At 68.4% G+C, this 21004-nt stretch carries 21 protein-coding genes and 1 tRNA gene; 10 read left to right on the top strand and 12 right to left on the bottom strand.

The window, feature by feature from the left end:
- Positions 1-40 precede the first annotated feature (40 nt).
- Positions 41-433 (top strand): hypothetical protein, encoded by a 393-nt coding sequence (locus RBH18_RS19040; RefSeq protein WP_306209605.1) that lies wholly within the window; start codon positions 41-43, stop codon positions 431-433.
- Between the two features lie 89 nt (positions 434-522).
- On the opposite strand, the gene RBH18_RS19035 is transcribed toward RBH18_RS19040, so the two are convergent.
- On the bottom strand, positions 523-663 hold the full coding sequence (locus tag RBH18_RS19035; RefSeq protein ID WP_306209603.1) for a hypothetical protein: 141 nt from the start codon (positions 661-663) through the stop codon (positions 523-525).
- A 118-nt stretch (positions 664-781) separates the two neighbouring features.
- Between RBH18_RS19035 and RBH18_RS19030 the strand changes: the two genes are divergently transcribed.
- From RBH18_RS19030 to RBH18_RS19020, 3 genes are read left to right on the top strand one after another with little or no spacing between them, the layout of a single operon-like run.
- Complete coding sequence (locus RBH18_RS19030) at positions 782-1396, top strand: hypothetical protein (RefSeq protein WP_306209601.1); 615 nt, start codon at positions 782-784, stop codon at positions 1394-1396.
- 58 nt (positions 1397-1454) lie between these two features.
- Positions 1455-3002, top strand: coding sequence for a leucyl aminopeptidase (locus RBH18_RS19025; protein WP_306209599.1), 1548 nt, complete (start codon positions 1455-1457; stop codon positions 3000-3002).
- A gap of 17 nt (positions 3003-3019) precedes the next feature.
- Entirely contained in the window at positions 3020-3442 is a 423-nt protein-coding gene (locus RBH18_RS19020; RefSeq protein ID WP_306209597.1) for an SRPBCC family protein, read from the top strand.
- On the opposite strand, the gene RBH18_RS19015 is transcribed toward RBH18_RS19020, so the two are convergent.
- The 4 genes from RBH18_RS19015 to RBH18_RS19000 all read right to left on the bottom strand — a co-directional run bounded on the left by RBH18_RS19015 (position 3420) and on the right by RBH18_RS19000 (position 6108).
- Complete coding sequence (locus tag RBH18_RS19015) at positions 3420-4391, bottom strand: alpha/beta hydrolase (RefSeq protein ID WP_306209595.1); 972 nt, start codon at positions 4389-4391, stop codon at positions 3420-3422. The genes RBH18_RS19020 and RBH18_RS19015 overlap by 23 nt on opposite strands.
- 200 nt (positions 4392-4591) lie before the next feature.
- Entirely contained in the window at positions 4592-4813 is a 222-nt protein-coding gene (locus RBH18_RS19010) for a preprotein translocase YidC (protein ID WP_306209594.1), read from the bottom strand.
- Positions 4814-4864: 51 nt separating this feature from the next.
- Complete coding sequence (locus RBH18_RS19005) at positions 4865-5014, bottom strand: hypothetical protein (protein ID WP_306209592.1); 150 nt, start codon at positions 5012-5014, stop codon at positions 4865-4867.
- A gap of 65 nt (positions 5015-5079) precedes the next feature.
- Positions 5080-6108 carry an SDR family oxidoreductase gene (locus RBH18_RS19000; protein WP_306209590.1) on the bottom strand — a complete coding sequence of 343 codons (1029 nt, stop codon included), beginning with the start codon at positions 6106-6108 and terminating at the stop codon, positions 5080-5082.
- 390 nt (positions 6109-6498) lie between these two features.
- Between RBH18_RS19000 and RBH18_RS18995 the strand changes: the two genes are divergently transcribed.
- The 3 genes from RBH18_RS18995 (at position 6499) to RBH18_RS18985 (ending at position 8963) form a co-directional block, all read left to right on the top strand.
- Entirely contained in the window at positions 6499-7065 is a 567-nt protein-coding gene (locus tag RBH18_RS18995) for a PepSY domain-containing protein (protein ID WP_306209588.1), read from the top strand.
- A 156-nt stretch (positions 7066-7221) separates the two neighbouring features.
- Positions 7222-7306, top strand: a tRNA-Leu gene (locus RBH18_RS18990).
- A gap of 592 nt (positions 7307-7898) precedes the next feature.
- Positions 7899-8963: a tyrosine-type recombinase/integrase gene (locus tag RBH18_RS18985; RefSeq protein WP_306209586.1), complete on the top strand. Its 1065-nt coding sequence runs from the start codon at positions 7899-7901 to the stop codon at positions 8961-8963.
- A gap of 226 nt (positions 8964-9189) precedes the next feature.
- Here RBH18_RS18985 and RBH18_RS18980 read toward each other — a convergent pair whose 3' ends face one another.
- The 5 genes from RBH18_RS18980 to RBH18_RS18960 form a co-directional block, all read right to left on the bottom strand.
- The gene (locus tag RBH18_RS18980; protein WP_306209584.1) at positions 9190-9972 is read right to left on the bottom strand and encodes a hypothetical protein; all 783 of its coding nucleotides are present in this window, start codon (positions 9970-9972) and stop codon (positions 9190-9192) included.
- 210 nt (positions 9973-10182) lie between these two features.
- Positions 10183-11208: a tyrosine-type recombinase/integrase gene (locus tag RBH18_RS18975; RefSeq protein WP_306209582.1), complete on the bottom strand. Its 1026-nt coding sequence runs from the start codon at positions 11206-11208 to the stop codon at positions 10183-10185.
- Positions 11205-11822, bottom strand: coding sequence for a hypothetical protein (locus tag RBH18_RS18970; RefSeq protein ID WP_306209580.1), 618 nt, complete (start codon positions 11820-11822; stop codon positions 11205-11207). Before RBH18_RS18970 ends, RBH18_RS18975 begins: the two co-directional genes overlap by 4 nt.
- Before the next feature lie 117 nt (positions 11823-11939).
- Complete coding sequence (locus tag RBH18_RS18965; RefSeq protein ID WP_306209578.1) at positions 11940-12626, bottom strand: DUF3800 domain-containing protein; 687 nt, start codon at positions 12624-12626, stop codon at positions 11940-11942.
- A gap of 44 nt (positions 12627-12670) precedes the next feature.
- Entirely contained in the window at positions 12671-12865 is a 195-nt protein-coding gene (locus RBH18_RS18960) for a helix-turn-helix transcriptional regulator (protein ID WP_306209575.1), read from the bottom strand.
- Between the two features lie 143 nt (positions 12866-13008).
- Here RBH18_RS18960 and RBH18_RS18955 point away from each other — a divergent pair, with 143 nt between their 5' ends.
- The 3 genes from RBH18_RS18955 (at position 13009) to RBH18_RS18945 (ending at position 16220) form a co-directional block, all read left to right on the top strand.
- The gene (locus RBH18_RS18955) at positions 13009-13632 is read left to right on the top strand and encodes a helix-turn-helix domain-containing protein (protein WP_306209573.1); all 624 of its coding nucleotides are present in this window, start codon (positions 13009-13011) and stop codon (positions 13630-13632) included.
- 163 nt (positions 13633-13795) lie between these two features.
- Complete coding sequence (locus RBH18_RS18950) at positions 13796-15286, top strand: hypothetical protein (RefSeq protein WP_372338941.1); 1491 nt, start codon at positions 13796-13798, stop codon at positions 15284-15286.
- 19 nt (positions 15287-15305) lie between these two features.
- Positions 15306-16220: a phosphotransferase gene (locus RBH18_RS18945; RefSeq protein WP_306209571.1), complete on the top strand. Its 915-nt coding sequence runs from the start codon at positions 15306-15308 to the stop codon at positions 16218-16220.
- 67 nt (positions 16221-16287) lie between these two features.
- Here the strand turns inward: RBH18_RS18945 and RBH18_RS18940 are convergent, their stop codons facing one another.
- Together RBH18_RS18940 and RBH18_RS18935 are read right to left on the bottom strand one after the other, a co-directional pair.
- Positions 16288-19791, bottom strand: a complete 3504-nt coding sequence (locus RBH18_RS18940) for a DEAD/DEAH box helicase (protein ID WP_306209569.1) — start codon at positions 19789-19791, stop codon at positions 16288-16290.
- Positions 19776-20690 carry a hypothetical protein gene (locus tag RBH18_RS18935; RefSeq protein ID WP_306209567.1) on the bottom strand — a complete coding sequence of 305 codons (915 nt, stop codon included), beginning with the start codon at positions 20688-20690 and terminating at the stop codon, positions 19776-19778. The genes RBH18_RS18940 and RBH18_RS18935 overlap by 16 nt, the downstream gene beginning before the upstream one ends.
- Positions 20691-21004 lie beyond the last annotated feature (314 nt).

Below are 21004 nucleotides of genomic sequence, written 5' to 3'. Positions count from 1 at the left end.
AGATCGGCATGCCACGGGCCCGGCGCCGGAAAGGAGAACGGTGAAACGTCTCCTGCTCGAGCCGGGCGGGTGCGGCGATCCCTCCGACGGCACCTACCTGCCGGCCCTGCGGCAGGACAGCATGGCCACCTGGGCACCGGCCGCGGCCGGAACACCCGTCAGGAGCTTCGAGACCGGCTACCGCGCCGGCGGCATCGTCGACGGCAAGCGCCGGCAGGCCCAGATTCTGAAGGTCTACCAGCTCGCGGACGACGCCGCGGCCGGTGCGGCGGTGACCGCCGGCCGGGCGGCCGCGCAGGCCGCGGGCTGGACCCTCAGCGCGACGGACGGACTGTTCACCAAGACGATCGCCGGCACCGAGGCTCAGCTCACGGTGCTACGGGGCGACACCGACCGGCGACAGCTCACCATCAGCCTCACCGCCACGCCTTAAGCCGCAGGTGTGCGAACCCGGGGTCGGCGCGTCATCACCACGCGGACCATCCAGGGCGACGCGGGCCATGACGGGCATGATCCTCGCCGTCACGCCGGCTGTGCCGGGTGGGCGGCCAGAACCTTCTCCAGCAGCGCGCGCAGCAGCTCCCGTTCGCCGGGGTCAAGGGCGGCAAGCAACTCCTCGCCCGCCGGTCGGCTTCGGTTTCTCGGGCCGATGGCCGTGACCATGCCGGCAGGGCGGGCGTGGGAGCATGATCGAATGTCATCAGGCGCCCCCGCGTCCGCGGAAACCTCCACCGGGCAAGCCCACGCGGAGGTCCGGCCCACCGGCGGCCGAATCGAACCGATGACTACCGGGACGACCGCGCTGAGCCTGCTCCTGGTCCTGCTCGCGGTGCCGGCGAGCGGCCGGTTCGCGGCCCACGAGCTGCCGCGGATCCTGGCGATCGCGGCGACCTCGCTGGCCGTCGCCGCGGCGGTCACCGGGCTCGTTGCGATGCTCCCGGTACGCCGTACGACCGCCGTGCGCCGCTTGGCGGTGGCCTCCGGATCGCTGGTGACCGTCGCCGTCCTCGTCGCCGGGGCGGCGGTTGTCACGCTGCTGACCGCGGCGCAGCCCGTCTCGTCCGTCGCCGACCGGTCGGGGCTGTCCGTGCGGATCGTCAGCGGCATCGGCCAGGACTCCCAGCTGACGGCGCACGCCGACCTCACCGGAGTCGCCGCCGGCGCCCTGGTGCGGGCCGAGATCAGCGCCGGCGACGAGGGAAGCGACTCGACGGTCCTGGCGCAGCAGGTGACCACAGCCCGCGTCAGCGGCACAGTGTCCATCGACCTGGTGGCGGCCGTGCCCGACGGCTTGTCCACGGTACGGGTCCTCGCCGAGTCCCCGGAGCAGCGCTGCCTCACCAGCATCCGCCCGCAGATCAGTGAGACCCCGACCGTCTCCTGCAAGGACCGCTGAACGCCCCGGCCGAGTCGTCCTCGTGGCGCCGTGCCCCGGTGAGGATCATGATGGCGGTATGACCCCTGAGCCCTCCGCGGTGCCCGCGCTGCTGCCTACCGTTCCCCCGACCCGGGCGGTACGCCGCCTCGCCGCGCGTACCGACATCGTCGTGATCGGCGTCACGGACTCGGGCCCGGTGCGCGCGCCCGGCATCAAGCTTCCCGCCGGTCTCGCCGCTCACGCCGCCGCGTCCGGCGCGCGCGAGCCGCTCGCCACGGCCGTCCTCCCGCAGCCGACCGGCCCGACGCTCGTGGTTGTCGTCGTGCCGCCCGTAGCTTCATCCCCCGGGGGCGGTGACGGTGGGAGCGCTCCCTGGTTCGGTGGCAACGTCACTCCCGCCGATCCGGCGTCGACCCTGCGCCGGGCTGCCGCCGCCGGGGTCCGTAAGGCCGTCGCCGCCTTCGACGGCACCCCCTCGATCGCGGTCGCCCTCGCCCCCGCCGACGCCGCCCAGGCGCAGGCCGTCACCGAGGGCGCCCTCGCCGGCGCGCTCACCCGCCTGCTGCCCGTCAACGCTGACTCCCGCGACGCCGCGGCCGCCCGCCTCGACATCGTGACCGATCAGGCCGACGCGGTCACGCACGGCACGATCATCGCGTACGCGGTCGCCGCCGCACGCGCCTGGACCGACGAGCCCCCGAACCTGCTCTACCCGGAGTCGTTCGCCGCGGCCATCACCGCGTACACCGAGGGTGTGGCAAGCGTGACCACCGAGGTGCTGGACGTGCCCGACCTGGCCGAGCAGGGCCTGGGCGGCATCCTCGGCGTCGGTCAGGGCTCGGCGCGCGGTCCGCGCCTGGTCTGCATCCGGTACGCGCCGGAGGGTGCCACTCGTCACGTCGCGTTCGTGGGCAAGGGCATCACGTTCGACTCGGGCGGCCTGGACATCAAGACCCAGGCCGGCATGCTGCACATGAAGGACGACATGGCCGGCGCCGCCGCCGTCGTGGCCGCGACCACGGCGATCGCCGAGCTCGGGCTGCCGGTGCGGGTGACCGGCTGGGTGCCGCTGGCCGAGAACATGCCGTCCGGCAGCGCCTACCGGCCCAGCGACGTGCTGACCCTGCGCGGCGGCACGACCGTCGAGAACGGCAACACCGATGCCGAGGGCCGCCTGGTTCTGGCCGACGGTCTCGCGCTGGCCGCCGAGGACGAGCCGGACCTGATCGTCGACATCGCCACCCTGACCGGCGCGGTCCTGTCGGCGCTGGGGGAGCAGACCAGCGGCCTGTTCACCGACGACGACACCGTGGCCGCGCGCCTGCTGACCGCGGCCGCCGTCGCCGGCGAGCGGGTGTGGCGCCTGCCGCTGCTCGAGGAGCAGCAGGAAGCCCTCAAATCCAAAATCGCCGACGTACGCTCCACCGGCCCCAAAGGCACGGGCGGCGCCTCGTTCGCGGCGGCGTTCCTGCGTAAGTTCGTGCCGTCGGACATCGCGTGGGCGCATCTCGACGTGGCCGGCACCGCGTACAACCTCGGTGAGCCCTCCGGCGACATCCCCGCCGGCGGCACGGGTGCCGGGGTGCGCACGCTGATCGAGCTGGCCCGCGCGCTCGACGAGTGAACTCGACGCTGGAAGTGGTGACGGAGATCAACGCCTCGCCGGAGGTGGTCTTCGGGCTGGAACTCGACATGGACGTGCACGCCGCCTCCCTGCGCGCGAGCGGGGAGACGGCGACCACGAGCACCGGTCGCCGGCAGGTGGCGCTCGGCGACGAGGTCACCTTCCGGGCGCGCCACTTCGGCGTCGTGTGGCGCATGACCAGCCGGATCACCGTGTACGAGCCGCCGCGCCGATTCGTCGACGAGCAGGTTCGCGGGCCGTTCCGGGTCATGCGCCACGAGCACCTTTTTGCCGGGCTCGGGCCCGGCCGGACGCGCATGACCGACCGCATGACAATCGCCACGCCACTGGGATCAGCGGGACTCCTGGTGGCCGTGCCGTACCTGCGGCGTCTGCTGAGAAGGCGCGCCGCTCACATCAAGCGTCTCGCCGAGGCGTGATCGCCAGCGCCCGTTTCAGGGCGTCGATGCGCAGGGACCAGATCCGGCGCGCCAGATCCGAGTCGGGTGCGAACACTTCCGCCGCGTGATAGGCGCCCGGATGGATGTGCATTTCCAGGGGCACCCCGGCGCCCATCAGCCGCTGGGCGAAATCGATGTCCTCGTCGCGGAACAAGTCGACCGTGCCCACGTCCATGAATGTCGGCGGCAGGCCTTTCACGTCGACCGCGCGCGCCGGGGCCGCGTACTGATCGGCGGGTTTGCCGTTGAGATACCAGGCCCATGCCTCGACGTTCGCCGAGCGGTCCCAGATGCCGATGTCGCAGATCTCGTAGCTCGACTCGGTCGCGTTCCGGTCGTCGAGCATCGGATAGATGGGCATCAGGAAGGCCGGCTGCGGCCCCCGCCGGTCCCGCGCCAGCAACGCGGTCGCGACGGCCAGCCCACCGCCGGCGCTCATCCCGTACACCGCCAGCCGGTGCGGGTCGATCCCCAGCTCACGCACATGGTCACCGACCCAGGTGAGCCCGGCATAACAATCCTCGACCCCCGCGGGGTACGGACACTCGGGTGCCAGGCGGTATTGCACCGACACCACCACGGCCTGTACGGCGTCACAGAGCATCGTGGCGGCCCCGTCCTCCGCCTCGACCGATCCGAGCACCATCCCGCCGCTGTGGATGTAGTAGATGCCCGGCAACTCGCCGTCGACGCCGGCCGGTCGGTAGACGCGTACCGTGATCTCGGGCTCGCCCGCCGGGCCCGGCACCGTCCGGTCCTCCTTGAGCACCCGCGGGTTGCCGGGTGTCTCCGCGCCCGCGAGCAGCCGTTCCAGTGCGGCCCGGCGCTCCCCGAGATCGGCGATGGCGTTGAAGCCACCCGGCGTCGCCCGCAACACTTCCTCGAGCGCCGCCCGAGCCTCGGGATCGATCAATTCACGACGGGACAACGACGTCTCCTCTCGCGCACCTCATGATCACGGCGCGTATCGCTAGGAGCGCGCTTCGTGACCAGAGTCACAACGTAGGATGCATCCCGACGGCCGTCAATGTTTCCGCCACGTAAATCGCACCGGCGCTGGCGCCGGCACGGGCACCGGCGCCGCAGCCCGCGCTCCGGGCGGACGAGTGCGCCGGCACCTGTGCGGGATCAGCGCGCCGCGTCCGGATGGCCGGGCATGCCGGAGCCGCCGCCGCTACCCCCGGAGGACCCGCCGGCCGTACCCGAGCCGTCCGGTTCGGTCACGATGTCGCTGTCCGGCACCCCGGCCGGCCGGCGACCGGTCTCCACCTGGGCGAGCGGCGCGCCCTCCTCCCGCTTCACGGCCGGGTCGATGGGCAGCTCACCGTCGCGGTTTCCCTGGTTCGTCATGCCGGCCGCGTACCCGGCCCCGGTCGCTTCATGCGGCCCCTCCCGGGAGGCTCAGTCCGTGGGCTCCGCCGCCCCGGCCTCGGGCTCGTCGGACTGCTCCGGCCCGACGCGTACGTCGTCACCGGCCGGAAGCACCGGCGCGGCCCCCTCGTCGGTCGCGGTGTCGTCGTCGGTGGCGGGTTCCTGCGGTGGTGTGGTCATGCACTGCCGGATACCCCGGCGTCGCGGAAGAACGCGTACGAGCTGGTAACCGGCTGCACGCATGTTCACCCCCGCTGAGGTTGCGGCCGCGCCGTCGCCGGCTGCCGCGGTGCGCGCCGGAGCCGGCCGATCGCCGCGGTCACGAGCTCACCGGGGCGGGGCCGGCGGCCGAGCAGGCGGGTGAACACGCTGTGCCGCAGCACCCGGCCCGGATAGCTGCCGTGCACCTGACCGGGACCGTCCACCGGAGCGTCGACGTTGTCCACCCCGTTGTCCGGCCGGCCGGTGCGTTGCGTGCCGGCGCCGATCCGGCGGATCGACATGAGCGCATCGGTCAGCGCCGGCGAGAAGCGCTGGGCGAGGAAGAAACCCACCGCGGCCCCGCCGACCGGGATCTCCCGGCGCGGGTGCGCGGCCGCGTACACGATGGAGGCGGCGACGACCTCCGGGGCGTACACCGGCGGGGGAGGCTTGACCATAGTGCCGAGCTTGCTGCGGGCGTGCTCGAAGAACGGCGTGTCGATCGACGCCGGCAGGATCGTCGTGACGGCGATCGGTGCACCCTCCTGCGCGAGCTCCATCCGCAGGCAGTCGTAGAAGGCGCGCAGGGCGAACTTGCTCGCCGTGTACGGGGCGTGCAGCGGAACCGCGCGTACCCCTTCGACCGACGCGACCCCGACGATCACACCTCCGCCGCCGCGGCGCAGGGCCGGCAGGGCGGCGTGCACGCCGTGCACCTGCCCGTGGAAGTTGACCCGCATCACGCGGTCGAACTCCTCGTCGGTGATGTCCTCGACCCGCCCCCACACGCCGACGGCGGCATTGTTGACCCAGGTGTCGACGCGGCCGTACTGCTGCTCGGCGACCTTCGCCAGCGCCTGCACGGCCGCGGCGTCGGCGACATCGGTCGGTACGGCGATCGCGGTCCCGCCGTCCGCGCGGATCCGCTCGACCAGCGTGTCGAGCGCCCGCGTGGTGCGAGCCGCGCACACCACCCTGGCCCCCTCGGCGGCGAAGGCGAGGGCCGTCGCCCGGCCGATGCCGCTGGACGCCCCGGTGAGGACCACAACCTGCTCGGATACCGGCTTCGGCATGACATCGCCTCCCTGCGGTGACGAGCGCCCGGGCGGCCGCTCCCGCACCGCATACCCGGCGCCGGGGCCCCGCCGTGCCGGATGCCCGCGCGTGAACGGCATCACACGCCCGACGGGATTGTCTCCGGCCGCCGCCCGGTTGAAGAGAAGGTCGGTGTGCCCAGTGTCCCAGGGCCTCACCCATTGCCTTCGCGGAATACCGTCCGGCTGGAGCCGCGTCGCGCCACTCGCCTTCAGGCGACCTGCACACCGACCTCGCGTGACCGCGGCCCGGCGCACTCAGCGCCGGGCCGCCGGCGTACGGGGGGTTCGCCTGTCGCGACGTCTTGCCTGCTCGGTGGTCGCATCGCATTCAGCGTGGCTTCAGGGAACGTTCCGCAAGCTGTCCCCATGAACAAGCCCAAGCTGCGCAGCAAGCGCGTCATCATCGCCACCACCGCGACCGTCGCCGCCCTCGCCATCGGCGGAGGAGCCTGGGCCACCGCCGCCAACGCCGACGCCGACACGGTCACCGGCAACGACCGCACCCGCGTCGCCGACGCCGCGGTCCAGGCGGTCGGCGACGGCACCGCCACGGACGTCGAGACGAGCGACGACGAGGGCGAGGCGTACGAGGTCGAGGTCCGCAAGCAGGACGGCACCGAAGTCGACGTGACCCTCGACAAGAACCTCAAGGTCATCAGCCAGGAAACCGATACCCCGGACGCCGCCGCCGCGCCCGCGGTTCCCTCCTCCGCGGCCGCTCCGGACGCCGGCGACCGGGCCCTCACCGACGCCGAGCGCGCCGCAGCCGAGAAGGCCATCCTCGCCGCAGTCCCCGGAGGTACCATCACCGACCTCGAGCCCGGCGACGCCCCCGCCGCCTACGAAGCCGAAGTCCGGGCCACCGACGGCGCCGACTGGGACATCACCCTCGACCCCGCCTACAAGATCCTCACCAAGACCGCCGACAACTGACCCACCGGCCCCGCACCCCAGCGAGGCGGCGGCTCCCCGGGGGACCCCCCTTCGAGCCGCCGCCGAGGCCGTGTAAAGTTCTTACCTGTGCGGCACGCAAGGCAGCCGGACGCGGAAGCCACCGCGACCGGATCCAAGCAGGCCAAACAACACCTAGTCCGGGTGGCGGAATGGCAGACGCGCTAGCTTGAGGTGCTAGTGTCCTTTATCGGACGTGGGGGTTCAAGTCCCCCCTCGGACACTCAGAAGTGGTACAGGTACCACCTTTTCGAGGTACTTTAACACCCGAAAGATGCGGGTCACGCAGCTACACATCTGGGGTAGCTGCCCCGCTCTTCTCCTGGAACACCCCTCTGCGGGGTGGCCATCGTGAGCTTCGGCTTCATCACTCCACTTGCACTTCCTGACCGTGCCCCCTCTCAACGAGCACGAGCTGCTCGGCCGGGTGCCCGGCGGATTGTGGTTCCCCGGCTTGCCGCTGAACGAACAAGGTCGTCGGGATACGCCACGGCGACCGTCGAAGTCAACGGCCGGATCTCGATACACAACTCACTCCGGCAAGCCCTCGGCTGGACCCCGCGCACCCGAATCACCCTTCGAGATGAAGCCGACCTGATTCTGTTCGTGGCCGAGACAGCTGGAAAACCATGCATCTCGGCGAACGGCCGGGTGCAGATTCCGATCGGGGTTCGCCGGTGGCACGGCCTGACAGCCGGTGCCCCAGTCCTTCTGATCGCCGACCCCGACAAGTTTCAGTTGACTCTGGTTCCTCCCGCCGTTCTAGACACGATGGTGACCCGTCGACTGGCGGAGACGTTTGGCGGTGAACCGTCATGACGATCGACGCAGGAAGTGGTCGGCCGGAAGTCGAGGCGGCTTTGGTTCTTCTGGGCAAGCTCGGTCTTTCCCCGGACGATTTGGTGGCCGGTGCCGTCGCCGCTCGCCCGCCGGTCCCTACGTTCGCCGAGTTCGTTCCGCAGGTGGCGGCGGCGACCTCGGTGGGAACCTTGAAGGCCTACAGTTCTTACTGGAACCGGGTGGTGGAGAAGTGGGGCACCCGCCGTATCAATGAACCGACGCCGCTGGAGATCGAGCAGCTCGGCAAGGACCTCCGCGCCAACCGCGTGATTCGCCGCAACGGACGCGACGGCAGCAGCGCCGAAGAGAACTACGTATCGGCGATGCGCCGCCTGTACCGCCGTGCGGTTGCCAACGGGTTCATCGCCGAGGCCGACAACCCCGCCATGAAGGTCGCCAAACCCCGACGCCAAGAGAACAACCGCCGCGCTCTCCCAGACGCCCGGCTCGCCGAGCTCAACACGGCGGCCTCTACGACCGGCGACGACCCCGCTCTGGACAGCTTGCTCCTGCGCTTTCACATCGAGACCGCCTGCCGCCGCGGCGGCGCACTCGCTCTACGCCGCGTCGACCTGGACTCCGCCCAGTGCCTCGTCCGGCTACGCGAGAAGGGCGGCACCGAGCGTTGGCAACCGGTCTCGCCGACCCTCATGCGATACCTGCTCGCCCACTGGGAGGAACGCGGCGACGGCAACCCCCGCAGCACCGGCCAACTCTTCCGAAGCTCATCAGGCCGCGGACGCAGATTCGGCCAACCGATCACCTACCGCCGCTACGACAGACTCTGGGAACGCCTCGGCGAACACCTGCCATGGGTCGTCACCCAGGGAGTCAGCGCCCATTGGCTGCGCCACACCGTGATCACCTGGGTCGAGCGTACTTTTGGATATGCCGTCGCACGAGCTTTCGCTGGCCACAGCCTGAACAGCGGCGACGTCGGAACAACCGCCACGTACGTCAAAGCTGACCTCAGCGAAATCGCAACAGCCGTCGCCGAGATGACCGGCGAACCGCATCCCCTCGCCACTCCAGCGAGCTGAGGGATCGTCCTCTCGAACGTGCTTTCCTGCGAAAGGTTGGGGCGGGCCTCGCACTAACCCGGGACCCGCCCCCGGCCTCGCTAGTAACTTCTCGGCCTTACAATTTGGCACCACATGTCGAAGTTCGAATCGGCGCGATCCGCAGATTGTGACTACCGGGGCGATGCCGAAGGACACCCGGAAACTCGTTTTGCAGCCGTGATTCGCACGGTTGTTGAATCTCCTGCTAAGCCACCCTACCGCGCGCTAGTGCGACCAACTTCTCAACGCTTTCCAGTAACTCAGCAACCTCGTTGTCCTTCAACTCAAGCGCAGGCTCTCCGTAGCGTGCGGATGCTCGCAAGCTCAATAGGCGACCGAACGATCTGCTGATTTCCTGATCCAGGTTTCCTAAGCTGCTGTGCTTGTGAAGCCATTCATCGCGCTTACCATGCATGCGCCCGCGACGTCGCCCACTACCCGGCGTTTCATGGTCCATCGAAAGATGCATTAGGGCGGTAGCGGCGTTCTCGGCTGCTGTGTGCATAGTGTCCAGCGCTACCTCGTCGCGACCGCTCGATGCGGCCTCGCGGGCACTCGCGAGGTAGCTCTCGGACAAGGCGATGTGTCGGACTGCCTTGTCCTTGTTGTAGCGGAAATCGAACGCTATTAGGACACTGCCGTTGGACAGTCGGATAAGTCCAACCCAACCCGAGTCACCTACATCGTCCGCCGGCTCGAAGGTGTCGATGTCCAAAATGTCATCGAGAGTAGCTTTGCTGTTGGCTCCGACGGCAGCCGACGAGACCCTCACTCCAGTTGCCTTGAATTCTACTTCGTTGTCTAGCGAGATCCGCGGAGGGCTGTCCGGCGGCAGGATGGCGAGCGCTTTTCTGACCTCGCCGAGACCTCCAGGGGTGCCGCGACGAGTGAGTTCTGGCAGAATGTAGATCTCTTCTATCTGCTTGACCAATTGTTCAGCGAAACGGCGATCATCTTCGGTTAGCTCTGTTTCGGTTTGGTCGCCCATCAGTCCCATCCTCGTGATGTCCTGCTCGCGTTGCGCGATATAAACGATCGTTGCGACTCCAAGTTACGGGTGGACAGCAGAGTTCTCTCAAGGTATTCACTCAACTACCACTGAGATGCCTGCCTGTCTTGGGTCCCGTGATCGTGCATGAGTGGTGGGGCTGGGCGACGGCGCGTAGGCATGGTGGTTACGAACTGACGCCTTGACGGCTCAGATTGCCAATGGATGGGGCTCGCCGGTGAGAGCGGAGACGGTGGCGGCTACCTCGTAGAGGCTGGCGCGTACGTAGGTGGCGGTGACGCCGAAGTCGGTGCGGCCGTTGTGGCCGGCGAAGGCGCGTGCCACGGCGTAGCCGAAGTGCCGTTCAACCCAGGTCAGCGTCGTATGGCGCAGCCAGTGGGTGCTGACCTGGTGAGTCGCGACCCAGGGAAGATGCTCGCCGGAACGCCGCCAGAGATGGTCGTAGCGTCGACGGGTGATCGGGTTGCCGTTGGCGTAGCGCAGAAGTTGCCCCTGCTCGACGCCTTGGCCGCGGCGGGCGTGGTGCAGCAGCAGGTGCCGCATGAGCGTGGGTGACACGGGCTGCCACCGTTCGGTGCCGCCCTTCTCCCGTAGACGGATGAGGCTGTGGTCGCGATCGAGGTCGATCTTTCGAAGGGCGAGGGCACCGCCACGGCGGCACGCGGTCTCGACGTGCAGGCGGACGAGTAGAGAGTCAAGATCGCGGTCGTTTCCCGTTGTCCCGGCGATGCGGTTGATCTCGGCGAGCTGCGAGTCCAGCAGCGCCCTACGGCTGCTTTCCAGGCGACGGGGCTTGTCGACGCGCAACGCGGTGTTTCCCCGTTCGGGCAGGATGCCGTCGGCGATCGCGTGTCGGTACAGGCACCGGAGTGCGGCGATGGTGTGTTCGGCGGCGAGGTGGCCGCCGCGAGCGTTGCCGCGCACGACGGCGTTGATGCGCGCGTTCCCGGCGAACTCCTCGATTTCGGTAGCCGTAGGCTCGTCGAGCTTGCGGTCGCCCCATTGCGTCTCGACGCGCCTCCAGTAGGTCTGGTAGACCCGGACCGTCCCTGATCCCACGGCTTTGACTACGTGCGGGATGTATTCGCCGAATGTCGGTACCGGTACCTCGCTTCCTGCGTCCAGGAGCTGCTCGGGGGAGATGCCGAGCCGATCGAGCAGCAGCCGCGCCGCCTCGATCTCGGGGCGAGTGGGCGAGGCGCCGTTGATCGTCATGGCCGGTCGGTGTCCTGCGTGGCGCGGTAGGCGCTCATCATCACTTCCACTGCGAAGGGCAGATACGCGATGAGTCGGTCCGCTGAAGGTTCGGCGACAACCAGCATCCGGACACCGGCCCGTAGCCGGCAGGCGTGTCGAACAGCTGCGGGAAGGTGCAGACGTCCAGGGCGAGCGATCGTGATGTCACCGCCGCGGTTCACGGAAATGACGCCCGCCTCCGCGTCGGCTGTGAGGGTGAGGGCTGTGCCGATGTCCCAGTTGAGGGCGCGCAGCGGTGCGCGGTCGGCGAGCCTGCCGCGGTCGTCCAGCGTCGTCACGGCGAAGTAGCGGTCATCGTTGGCGTTGAGGTCGAGAAGTTGAGCCAGGGGTAGTCCGGTGCGGTCGCGGGCGCTGGAGTCGGAGGCGGGCGCTCGTTCGGGTCCGATCGCGATACCTGTTGTGTGCAGGAGGCTTCGCGCGGGGAAGAGCGCTCCGGCTGCTCCGCGTTGTAGCGGTGCCGCATGCGTGCCGCTGTGGTGAATGTTGCGTAGTGGCAAGGCCTCGCGCCCGGCCAAGGCGCCCGCCAGGTCGCCCGTGACCGATGCGGTCCTGAGGCCGGGGATGTTGCTCACGAGAGGCTCCTTGCCGATTGACTCAAAGTGGGACCCGATGCCCGGCCGTGGTCGGCTCCGGATCATGAGGGAATAAGACATTTGGCCCGAACGAAGACGGTTCGCCTGCCTGAGGCGCTACAGCGGTATGGGCCCACCGTGGCGGTCGAGGTGGCCGAGGATGGCGGGGTACCAGGCCCAGAGCCGGTATTTCGCCGGCTGGCGGGCGATGGATTGGTAGGCGCTGAACGCGGCGATGTCGGCCATTTGGACCCATTGGTCATGGCTGGCGGGGCGGGGCTGGGGCTCTTCGATGAGTCGGCGTCCGGGGCGGTCGAGGGCGCGGTGGGCGTCGACGAAGTGTTTGTTGCGTCCGCCGTCGAGGAAGACCATTCCGGCGGCGTCGCTGGCGCGCAGGTCGGCGTCGAGGTAGGCGACGAGGTCTTGATAGAGCTCGTACTTGGTGCGGCCGGGGTGGTGGGGTTCGTGCTGGCGGTAGACGGTGCCGACGCTGATCCCGGGGAGTCCGGCGATCGCGGTGAGCGCGTCACGCACGATCCGGGCGCCGCGGAAGCGCAGGTCAGGTTCCTCGGCGCCGGAGGTGGTGGAGCGGCCGGCGATCAGGTCGGTGGCGTGCAGGACGTAGCCGGGGGCGAGACCGTGGCGGCGCAGGAGTTCGTGACGGAAGTGCATCCAGAGTTGTTCGGCGCTGGCCCAGTTGCTGGCGTCGAGCTGGAGCCAGGTGAAGGTGGCGTAGCCGCTGTCATGGGCGCCGGAGTCGTCGATGTAGTAGAGCCGGAAGCCCGAGCCAGAGTTGCTGGTCATGAAGGTCTCCTCGTTCGCGGGGAAGGGCGGGTCGGTGCGGCGGGTCAGCGCGCGGGAGCGGCCGGGGTGCAGCGCTCGTTCAGCCAGGCGTCGACCTCAGACGGGCGGTAGCGGCAGTAACGGCCGACCCGGTAGCGGCGCGGGCCGGTGCCCCGGTGGTTGAGCCAGTACAGGGACTGCTCGCTGATCCCGAGATACGCGGCGGTCGTCTTGTGGTTCCACATGCCTTCACGAGCCATCCCACACCTACTTCTGTCGAATGAACAGTATTTCTGCCTGATGTTCTGCCGATTTGGCGGTGCGAGAACTGTGCGAGGCAACCTTGCCTTCTGTCAAGACAGCGAGTAGAACTGTTGATATGACAGAAGCGAGTGGTGGTCGGGTGGCGTCGGAAGATCCGGTGCAGGTCAGCATCGGGGACCTGGCGGTCGTTCGGCTCAAGGAAGCTCGTCGGCTACGCGGCTGGAGCACGACCCAGCTCGCGGAACACCTGAACGCGGCCGGGGCGCCCCGGCTGACGGCGAACGTCCTGCAGAATCTCGAGGCCGGGCGCCGTCTGCAGGCGATCCTGGTCGAGGAACTGCTGATCCTTGCGTTCGTGCTGGGGGTGCCGGGCGAGTTCTTCCTGACGCCCCGCGACGGCGAGCGGCTACGACTGCTGCCCGGTGTTGCCCCGGAACGCGAGCAGTTCCTGGCCTGGCTACGCGGTCAGCAGCCCCTGGCCGGAGTCGACCCCGAGCGCTACCGCGACGTGGCGGCGGCCGTGCTGCCGCCCACGGGCTCCACGGTCGATGTAGAGCTACGCGAGCAGGTCGTGAAGATGGCGACCGCGGCGTTCGACGTGTTCGTCGCCGACAGCGAGCAGATCGCGGAGCAGATCGCGGGCAAGACACGTGAGCAGGTCCGGCAGCTGCTGACCGAACTTAAGACCTTTGTCGTCTCCGGTGCCAGCGCCGACGACCTAACTGCGCAGCTCGACCGCTACCTGAACGACCTACCCCGTTAAACCGTCTTTGGGCTGAACCCTCGAGCGCAAGACGTGCGGCGCGGCCGAGTCATGCTGGTTCATTCGGGCGGTAGCATTTCCACGAACGACAGCGCAACGCGTGGAGCCAATCACAGTTAGTCGACATCGGTGGCCCGGATTCTGGCGAGGCGGCGGAAGGAGCATGATGGATACCGCGCCACGCGATAGGAGCCACGAGCCAGGCAGCATCGCTAACCGACGGCTCATCGACGCCCGGCTTCGACTGCGTTCCCCCGTCGACATGGGAAAGCGGATGTCCCGGCGCGAGGTTGCCGAGGCCATGAACGCCTACCTTTGGGCCACCTATCGGCAGAGGGACACCGCCACCGCCGCGTACATCGGCTACTACGAACGCGGCCGCAACTTCTGGCCGAACGACCGCCGCAGAGAAGCATGGCGCCACGTTCTCAAGGTCCCGGACGATGCCGCCCTCGGGTTCTACTACAACCGGCGAGGCCCAGCCCCAGCTGCTGAACTTGAGACGGAAGAAGCCGAGCTAGTTTCGGACTATGAGCCGGACGCAGACAGCCCTTGGTATGCCGATGGGGCTCTACTGGCGCTCGCCGCTGGCGCGGTTGAGGCGGATCTTGGCGGCGACCTGGTGAGCGGTGACGATCTGGCGACCGTGACCATCCGTCGGCGGTCTCTTCTCGTGTCGTTAGCGGGCGTCACCGCGGCCATCGGGCTCGGCGCCCCTGCGCCGGGCGGTCGCCGACGACTGATCGGGTTGTCCGACGTGCGACGCCTGAGTGCGTTGACCACGCTTTACCGGTCTATGGACTTCGAATTCGGTGGCGGGGCGCTGGTGGCCGACGTCGGCCGGTTCGCTGAGCGCGCCGGTGGTCTGCTCGAGCAGACCGTCCCGGATGAAATCCGCAAGCCGTTGCTGATGGCGGTTGCGGATGCGCGCTATCTAGCTGGTTGGACAGCGTTCGACGCGACTGCGCATGCGGACGCTCAGCGGCACTTCGCGGCCGCAGAGCGCTTCGCGATGATGTCCGAGGACCGGATGATCCTGGCCCACATTCGCTACGGCCAGGCCCGGCAGTTGCAGCACCTCCGGCACAACACCGACGCATTACAGGTGGTCCGGTGGGCGGCCGACGGTCTGCGCGCCACCCCTGCCATGATCGTCGTCTTACGGGGTGCGGAGGCCGCGTCGCTGGCCGCGATCGGTGACCACAATGCCGCTGAACGGGCACTCGGCGAGGCCAGCGAAGCCTTCACCTCCATCAAGGCCGGACAGGAGCCGGAGTGGCTCGGCACCCTCGAGAAGGGCGAGCTACTGGCGCAGTACGGTCGTGTCTACCGGGACATGGCACGTTCTGACGAGCGGCACGGCGACGCGGCGGTTACCTGGGTGACGGACGCGATCTCCGAGTTCGGGCCGCAGAACGTTCGCTCGACGGTGTTGAACCAGATCGGGCTGTGCTCCGCGTACTTCCTGGCCGGCGCACCGGGCGAGGCGATCCGGGAAGGCCGCCGAGCCCAGCGCCAAGCGGAGGGGCTCACCTCGCCGCGCGTTCGCGATCGCCTGGCGAACCTGCGCCGCGACGGCCGCCGATTCGCTGGCAACCCGGAGGTCAAAACGTTCCTAGACGGTCTCCCGCGACCGGCGACCCGAGCAGCCTGAAGTCGCCCGGAGGTAGACGATGAGCACTGACGGCGGCAGGTTCACCGAGCAAGCCATGAATGACGTGATGCTCCACCTGGCCCGTGACCTGGACGTTGACGCGGGCGACGCGAAGCTACTGCATATGGCCAACAACGCGACGTTCGCGCTTCCCTCAGCGGGCCTGACTATCCGGATCATCCGCAGTCGTACGCTGCTCGACCGCGTCTACAAGGTCGTCGAACTCGGCGGTTACTTCGGCCAGGTCGACGCGCCAACGATCCGGCTGGCCGACGGGGTCGTCCAGCCGCTCGCGGTTGACGGTGCGCTCGCGTCGGTCTGGCAGTGGGTACCTCCCACCTCGCCAGCCCCGGACGCAAGCGACCTGGGAGACACCTTGCGCCGGTTTCACTCGTTGGCCCTTCCCGCGTTCCCGCTCCCAGTGTGGGATCCGATCGGCGATGCCCGCAAACGGATCAGCGACGCCGAGGCCCTCGCCGACGCTGATCGCGACTACCTACTCGCGTGGTGCGACCGGCTACAACCACGGCTCGAAGCCTTCGCCGCCTCCCAACCGGCCAGCCTTGTCCACGGCGACGCTCACCAGGGAAACCTGCTTCGCGATCGAAGCGGCCGGATCCTGCTCTGCGATTTCGACGCCACCTGCACCGGCCCGTGGCAAGTCGACCTCGTTCCCGCCCCTGCGAATGAAGCGCGTTTTGGTGCCAGCGGTGCCCACGAGCAGCTGTCCAAGGCGTACGGCTACGACATCACGACCGATCCAGCATGGCCTCTGCTGCAAGAGGCTCGTGAGCTGAAGATGGTGGCCGGTGGGGTACCGATGCTGGCTTCCACGCCCGGGGCAGCCGACGAGTTCCGGTTGCGCCTCGATTCTGTCCGCGGCAAGGACTACACCGTGCGGTGGACGGCCTTTTCCGACCTGACCAGCCGGTAGCGGCCGACCGTGGTGTGGTGGACTCAACCGTCACAGCCGGGAGCTGTTGTGGTTGGCTGTGGCAGGGCTAGATGAAGCTGATCTGGCCTGCCGCTGCGCGTGTCATCGTTACTGTCGTTCCTCGCAGGCTGAGGTCGAGCAGCAGGCCGCTGTCGAGGACCGCTGCGACACCAGCGTGATCACGTGCGACGACCACACCGAGAATCGACCTGTCTTCGGCCAGGATGTTGAGCTCGTCACCGTCGTCCGAAGCGACGATCGTCACCGGGGAGGGACTCGCAGCCTGTTCCGGGGCGAGACCGCCGCCGCTAAGACGGGCCTGTGCAGTCACAGATCCGGTCGCCATCATTTCGCCGAGCTTGTGCCGGTCGCCGCCTTGGACGTACTGCAGCAGGTCGAGCACATCCGTCGGGGTCGCGCCCAGGCTGGCGCGCCAGCCTCGGATGTGCTGCTCACTCAGGTATTCACGCAGACCGGCCTCGTCAAGGTCGCCGTCACGTGCGATCCGGCCAAGGTCACGTGCCAGCGTCCTTGACTTCACGTCGTGGACGAGCAGGTCGATGGCCATCGGCGTGTCGACGCCGTATCGCAGGTGAGCGGCGGTGCCCGCAAGCAGTTGTAGCGGGCTGAGACGGGAAAGAAGAATCTCGTTCGTCTGGGCGATGATGAGACCGACGGTCCAGGCCAGGTAGTGCTGGACCCCTTCGCTGATTCCGTCCACCATCTGCTCAAGCCGGAACACCGGGTCCGCCACCTCGTTGAGGTGGGCGTCAGCGAGTTCGGTGAGATCACGACCGGCGATCCAGCCACGTACGACTGCGTCCGCGTCCACGTCAACCGCCGCGCCCTTAGGCGATTTGCGGAAGCGCCAGTGCCCCTTGGCCTCCGGCAGCTGCAGGATCTTGGTGTAGACGTCCTGGTTGGCGAACACGTCGAGGGTCTCGTCGAGTGTGTACTCGCCGAGGCCGCCGAGGGTCTCCATCCCGTCGGCCAGACTGGTTGCGATCGCCTCGAGGACGGCAGCTGACCCGAGACTCGTCCCGGCCTGCCCCCAGCGTCGGCGGGATGCTTGCGGTGTCTGGGCGTAACGGGCGGCGACGGTATCAGCGAGGGCAAGCCACCGCGATTTGAGGTCGTCAGGCAACTGTGTGAACGCGAACAGACGCGCGACGATGTCGTGCCAGGGGCGAGTATCGGCAAGGCTGGGAACGAGGTCGAGTGCGTGCAGCACGAACCAGACATAGTTGACGAATCCTCCCGCCTCCTTATCGTGGGGAAGTTGAAGGATCGCGTCCTGCGTCTGGGCCACCAGGGCTTCTGCTTCCGCGAGCGCAGTTAGCGCGGTGGGCGAAGCGAGGGTGGAGCGGACCTCGAGGTCGCTTGGCTCGGGTGTCAGCCGGTCGAAGTCGCTGCCACTTGGCTTCTTGGACACGGCAAGCACGATCCAGCCCTCGGATTCCTTACCGGCCCGGCCGGCGCGGCCGACTGCGTTGAGTAGTTGCGCGGGGGACATGCGTTGACCGGGGTCCTGCCCTTCGTACTCGGTCGTCGCGATGACGACGGTCCTGACGGGGAGGTTCACGCCGTCGGTGAGGGTGCTTGTCGCGACGACCGCCCTGATGGTCTCGCTGCGGACCGCGTCCTCGACGGCTTCCTGCACTTCAACAGGCAGGCCAGCGTGGTGGTATGCCACGCCTTTACGGACGCACCCGATCAATGGGTGATCGTTACCGAGGCGGGCAGCGAGTGCGTCGGCCAGGCCCTGCGAGTGCGGGTCGTCCTCCAGCTCCGCAGCCATCGTTCTGGCGGCGTCGCGGGCCGTCGCTCGCTGGCTGACCACCATCAGAAGGCTCCCCGCTTCGAGCAGCACGGTTGCTGTCTTAGCGGTTGTCACGTAGTTAGGGGACGTGCCAGGTTTGCGTTTGTTGTCCGGGCCGAGGACGAGCTGGCCGATCGGGGTTTCGTTGCTGGTGACGAGGTGCCGCTCGGTCGAGCTTGTGGGACGGACCGCGATCCGGGCACGGAGGTCGTACCGGGTCTTGGCCGCCGCACCACGCTTGCCGGTGATGATCGTCCGGCTTTCGTCGATCTTCTCGGTCGTTGTCAGGACGCTGAGGCGCCGAGGGGCGCGCCACTCGTCGGTGAACAGCACCTCTCCTTGCTCGGCCGCCGTCCACGCGGCGAGGGAAGCGGCGTTGCCGATCACGCCGGAGAGCAGGATCAGCCTGGCGCCGCTGGCGTCCAGCAGGGTTAGCAGCCCTTCGAGTAGAAGGCCGCGTCCACCGGACTGGGCGATGAGGTGTGCTTCATCGATGATGAACAGGCTGAACCGGCTGAGGACCTCCTGCGGCGACTGCCGCAACGCGTTCATGAGCCGCTCGGGGGTCATCACTTCGACCTGTGGCAGTTCGCTGGCACGCCCCTCGGGCTCTGCTCCTCCGCCGAGGTCCTGGGTGCCGAAACCGTCGGGAAGGTCTGCGCCGAGCCGCCGGCCGAGGTAGCGAAGGCGGGATCGGAGCGCTTGGCGCATCTCCCGGCCGAGGCTGCGTAACGGGGTGACGTAGCAGACGTCGCGGTCGTCCTGCGCGGTGTGGGCACAGATGATCATCTGTGCGAGGAGCGTCTTGCCGGCGCTCGTCGGAACCGACACCAGCAGGCGTGACGTTGTCGGGCTGAGCGGACTGATGGTCGGGTGGGCGATAAGCCTTCGCTGGGGCGGCCAGAGCGTCAGGACGGGCTGCCGGTCGAGGGTGAACGCCTGTTTCACCGCTGCGGGGAGGTCTGGTGGGAGTACGGCCCAGACGCTGCTGTCGCCGAGCCCGTCCGCTAGGGCGAGGAGGTGTCCGGCGACCCAGCGGGTGTCCAGGTCGCTGAGGCCGGCCTCGTTGTTCGCCACGAGCAGGAGATGGCTGCGGGCGGTCTCAAGAGCGTCGGTGCTGCCTTCGCGTAAGTATCGGACGAGGTCGGCGACACCTCGCAGGAGCCGTTGCGTCGGGCCGAACATGGTCCCGTCGAGGTTTTCGAGCTGGGCGCCGCGGGTCAGGGCGGACGCGGCGGACGCCCACGTGCGTAGGTGCTGGTTGAGGGTGGCCATGTCGAGGCCGAGGAACAGGATCCCGGCGTGCAGGGCTACGTCTGCGCTCTCGATGAACGTGGCAGGCTCGGCGAAGAGGTCACGGAGTTTGCGGTGGACGGCGCCGGCATTCGGGCTCTCGTCGGCCCGGTGGTACCCCACCTGTGCGGCGAACGCTGTGGCGAGCCGTACCAATCCGGTCTCCGCGGGGTCATCCAGGAGCAGGTCGAGGACGTGGGCGCTGACTGCGAATGCTCGGCGGCGTTGCTCAGCAGGGTAGCGAGATGTTTCCGCGGTCGAGGCGATGCCGTGCAGGTACCACGCGGCGCGTCGTGCCGGGGAGAGGTCAGCCCGGAACCCGGTGTCGGTCAGGCCGCGGACAAGCTCGACCTCCAGTTCGGCGATGAGGCCGGTCAGTTCGGCGACGGTCGGGAGTTCACTGAGTTGAACATCGCCGAACGCGCCTGTGAGGTGCTCGGCGGCTAGAGCGCGGTCCACGCGTACCTCCTGACCGTCTTGGCGAGTTCCTCGTAGCCGTTGATGCTCGTCGCGAGGCCGCGCAGCTGACCCGGCTTGTCCAGCAGGGGAAGTTTGGACGCCATCTTGGTGAACGGGGCCGCGGGCAGCGTCTGGTGTGTCGCAAGGGTTACTCCAGCGCCGACAAGCTCGTCGCCTTGGACCCATGCGCCGGGGATCTCGGCGATGAAGCTGATCAACTCGTCGGGGGTGCCGGTCGCCGTGTGGGCGAACGAGCCGACGATCTTGGCGACATACCGTTGCCCGCTGACCGCGAGCTGCTTATATGCCTTGTTCAGACTTGCCGAAAGTGAGCCTTTTGCGGTGTTCTTTTTGCTCTCCCATAGTCGAAATCGCAGCGTGCCGTCGGTGGACTCGTAGATCGTGTAGCCGTCGCCGCCGGCGTCGGTGACATCGCCCTTCGGGTCGTGCTGCACTCGCACCGCTGGGTTGTCCTTCGTGAGCAAGTGCCAGAGCCACTCACCGACATGCCCTAACAGGTGGGTCTCGCTTTTCGCGGTGGCTCCTGGCAGGCCGAACACCGGTTCGACGAAAGACCCGATGGTGACGTTGGCCGGGGCCGGGATCTGGGTACCGGCGAGGGTGTGCTGGCGCCACGCGTCGTACAACGGAGTCGCGGGACCGAACCGGGCTTGCATGATCGTGTCGATCAGTACCCAGGCCAGAGCGCCAGCTTCCTGAGCACTGAGGCTGATGGCCACGTGCGAGCTCCACTCACACTTGCCGGCCTCGGGAGTGCCGTCGTGAACCGCCCGTGGCAGGTAGTCCCCTACTGTCAGGCGGTTGTTGGTGCGGGCGAACTGCTCAGACTGCGCAGGCGTCGGGGCGGCCGCCGGAGGCGCAGCGGGGGCGCTCGTCATGACCACCCGCCGTCAAGTGGGATCGCCGTACCCGGCGCGACGTCAATGGCGAGAGGCCGTCCCACCACAAGGTGCGGCCTGTGGGGCGTCGAGGTCATAGTCCGATCATCCCGTAGCCGGAGTGGCATTGCTGTGCACTTGCTGTGACGATGACCGGTCCGGTCCGCCCGCGCGGAGGGGAGGGCAGCAGGAGAGAACTCCGTCGGACCTGTCCACTTACGCTGCCGGCAAGTATGCGCCAAGCCCTTGGTCGGGCCCGCCTGAGTCCGAGTGTCCCTGACCGGCTGTAGCCGGACTCTGCCCTCTCCGGGTTG

This window comes from Actinoplanes oryzae, assembly GCF_030757795.1.
Lineage (GTDB): Bacteria > Actinomycetota > Actinomycetes > Mycobacteriales > Micromonosporaceae > Actinoplanes.
Note: the sequence above shows the minus strand (reverse complement) of the source record. Positions and strands in the feature narration are given on the sequence as shown.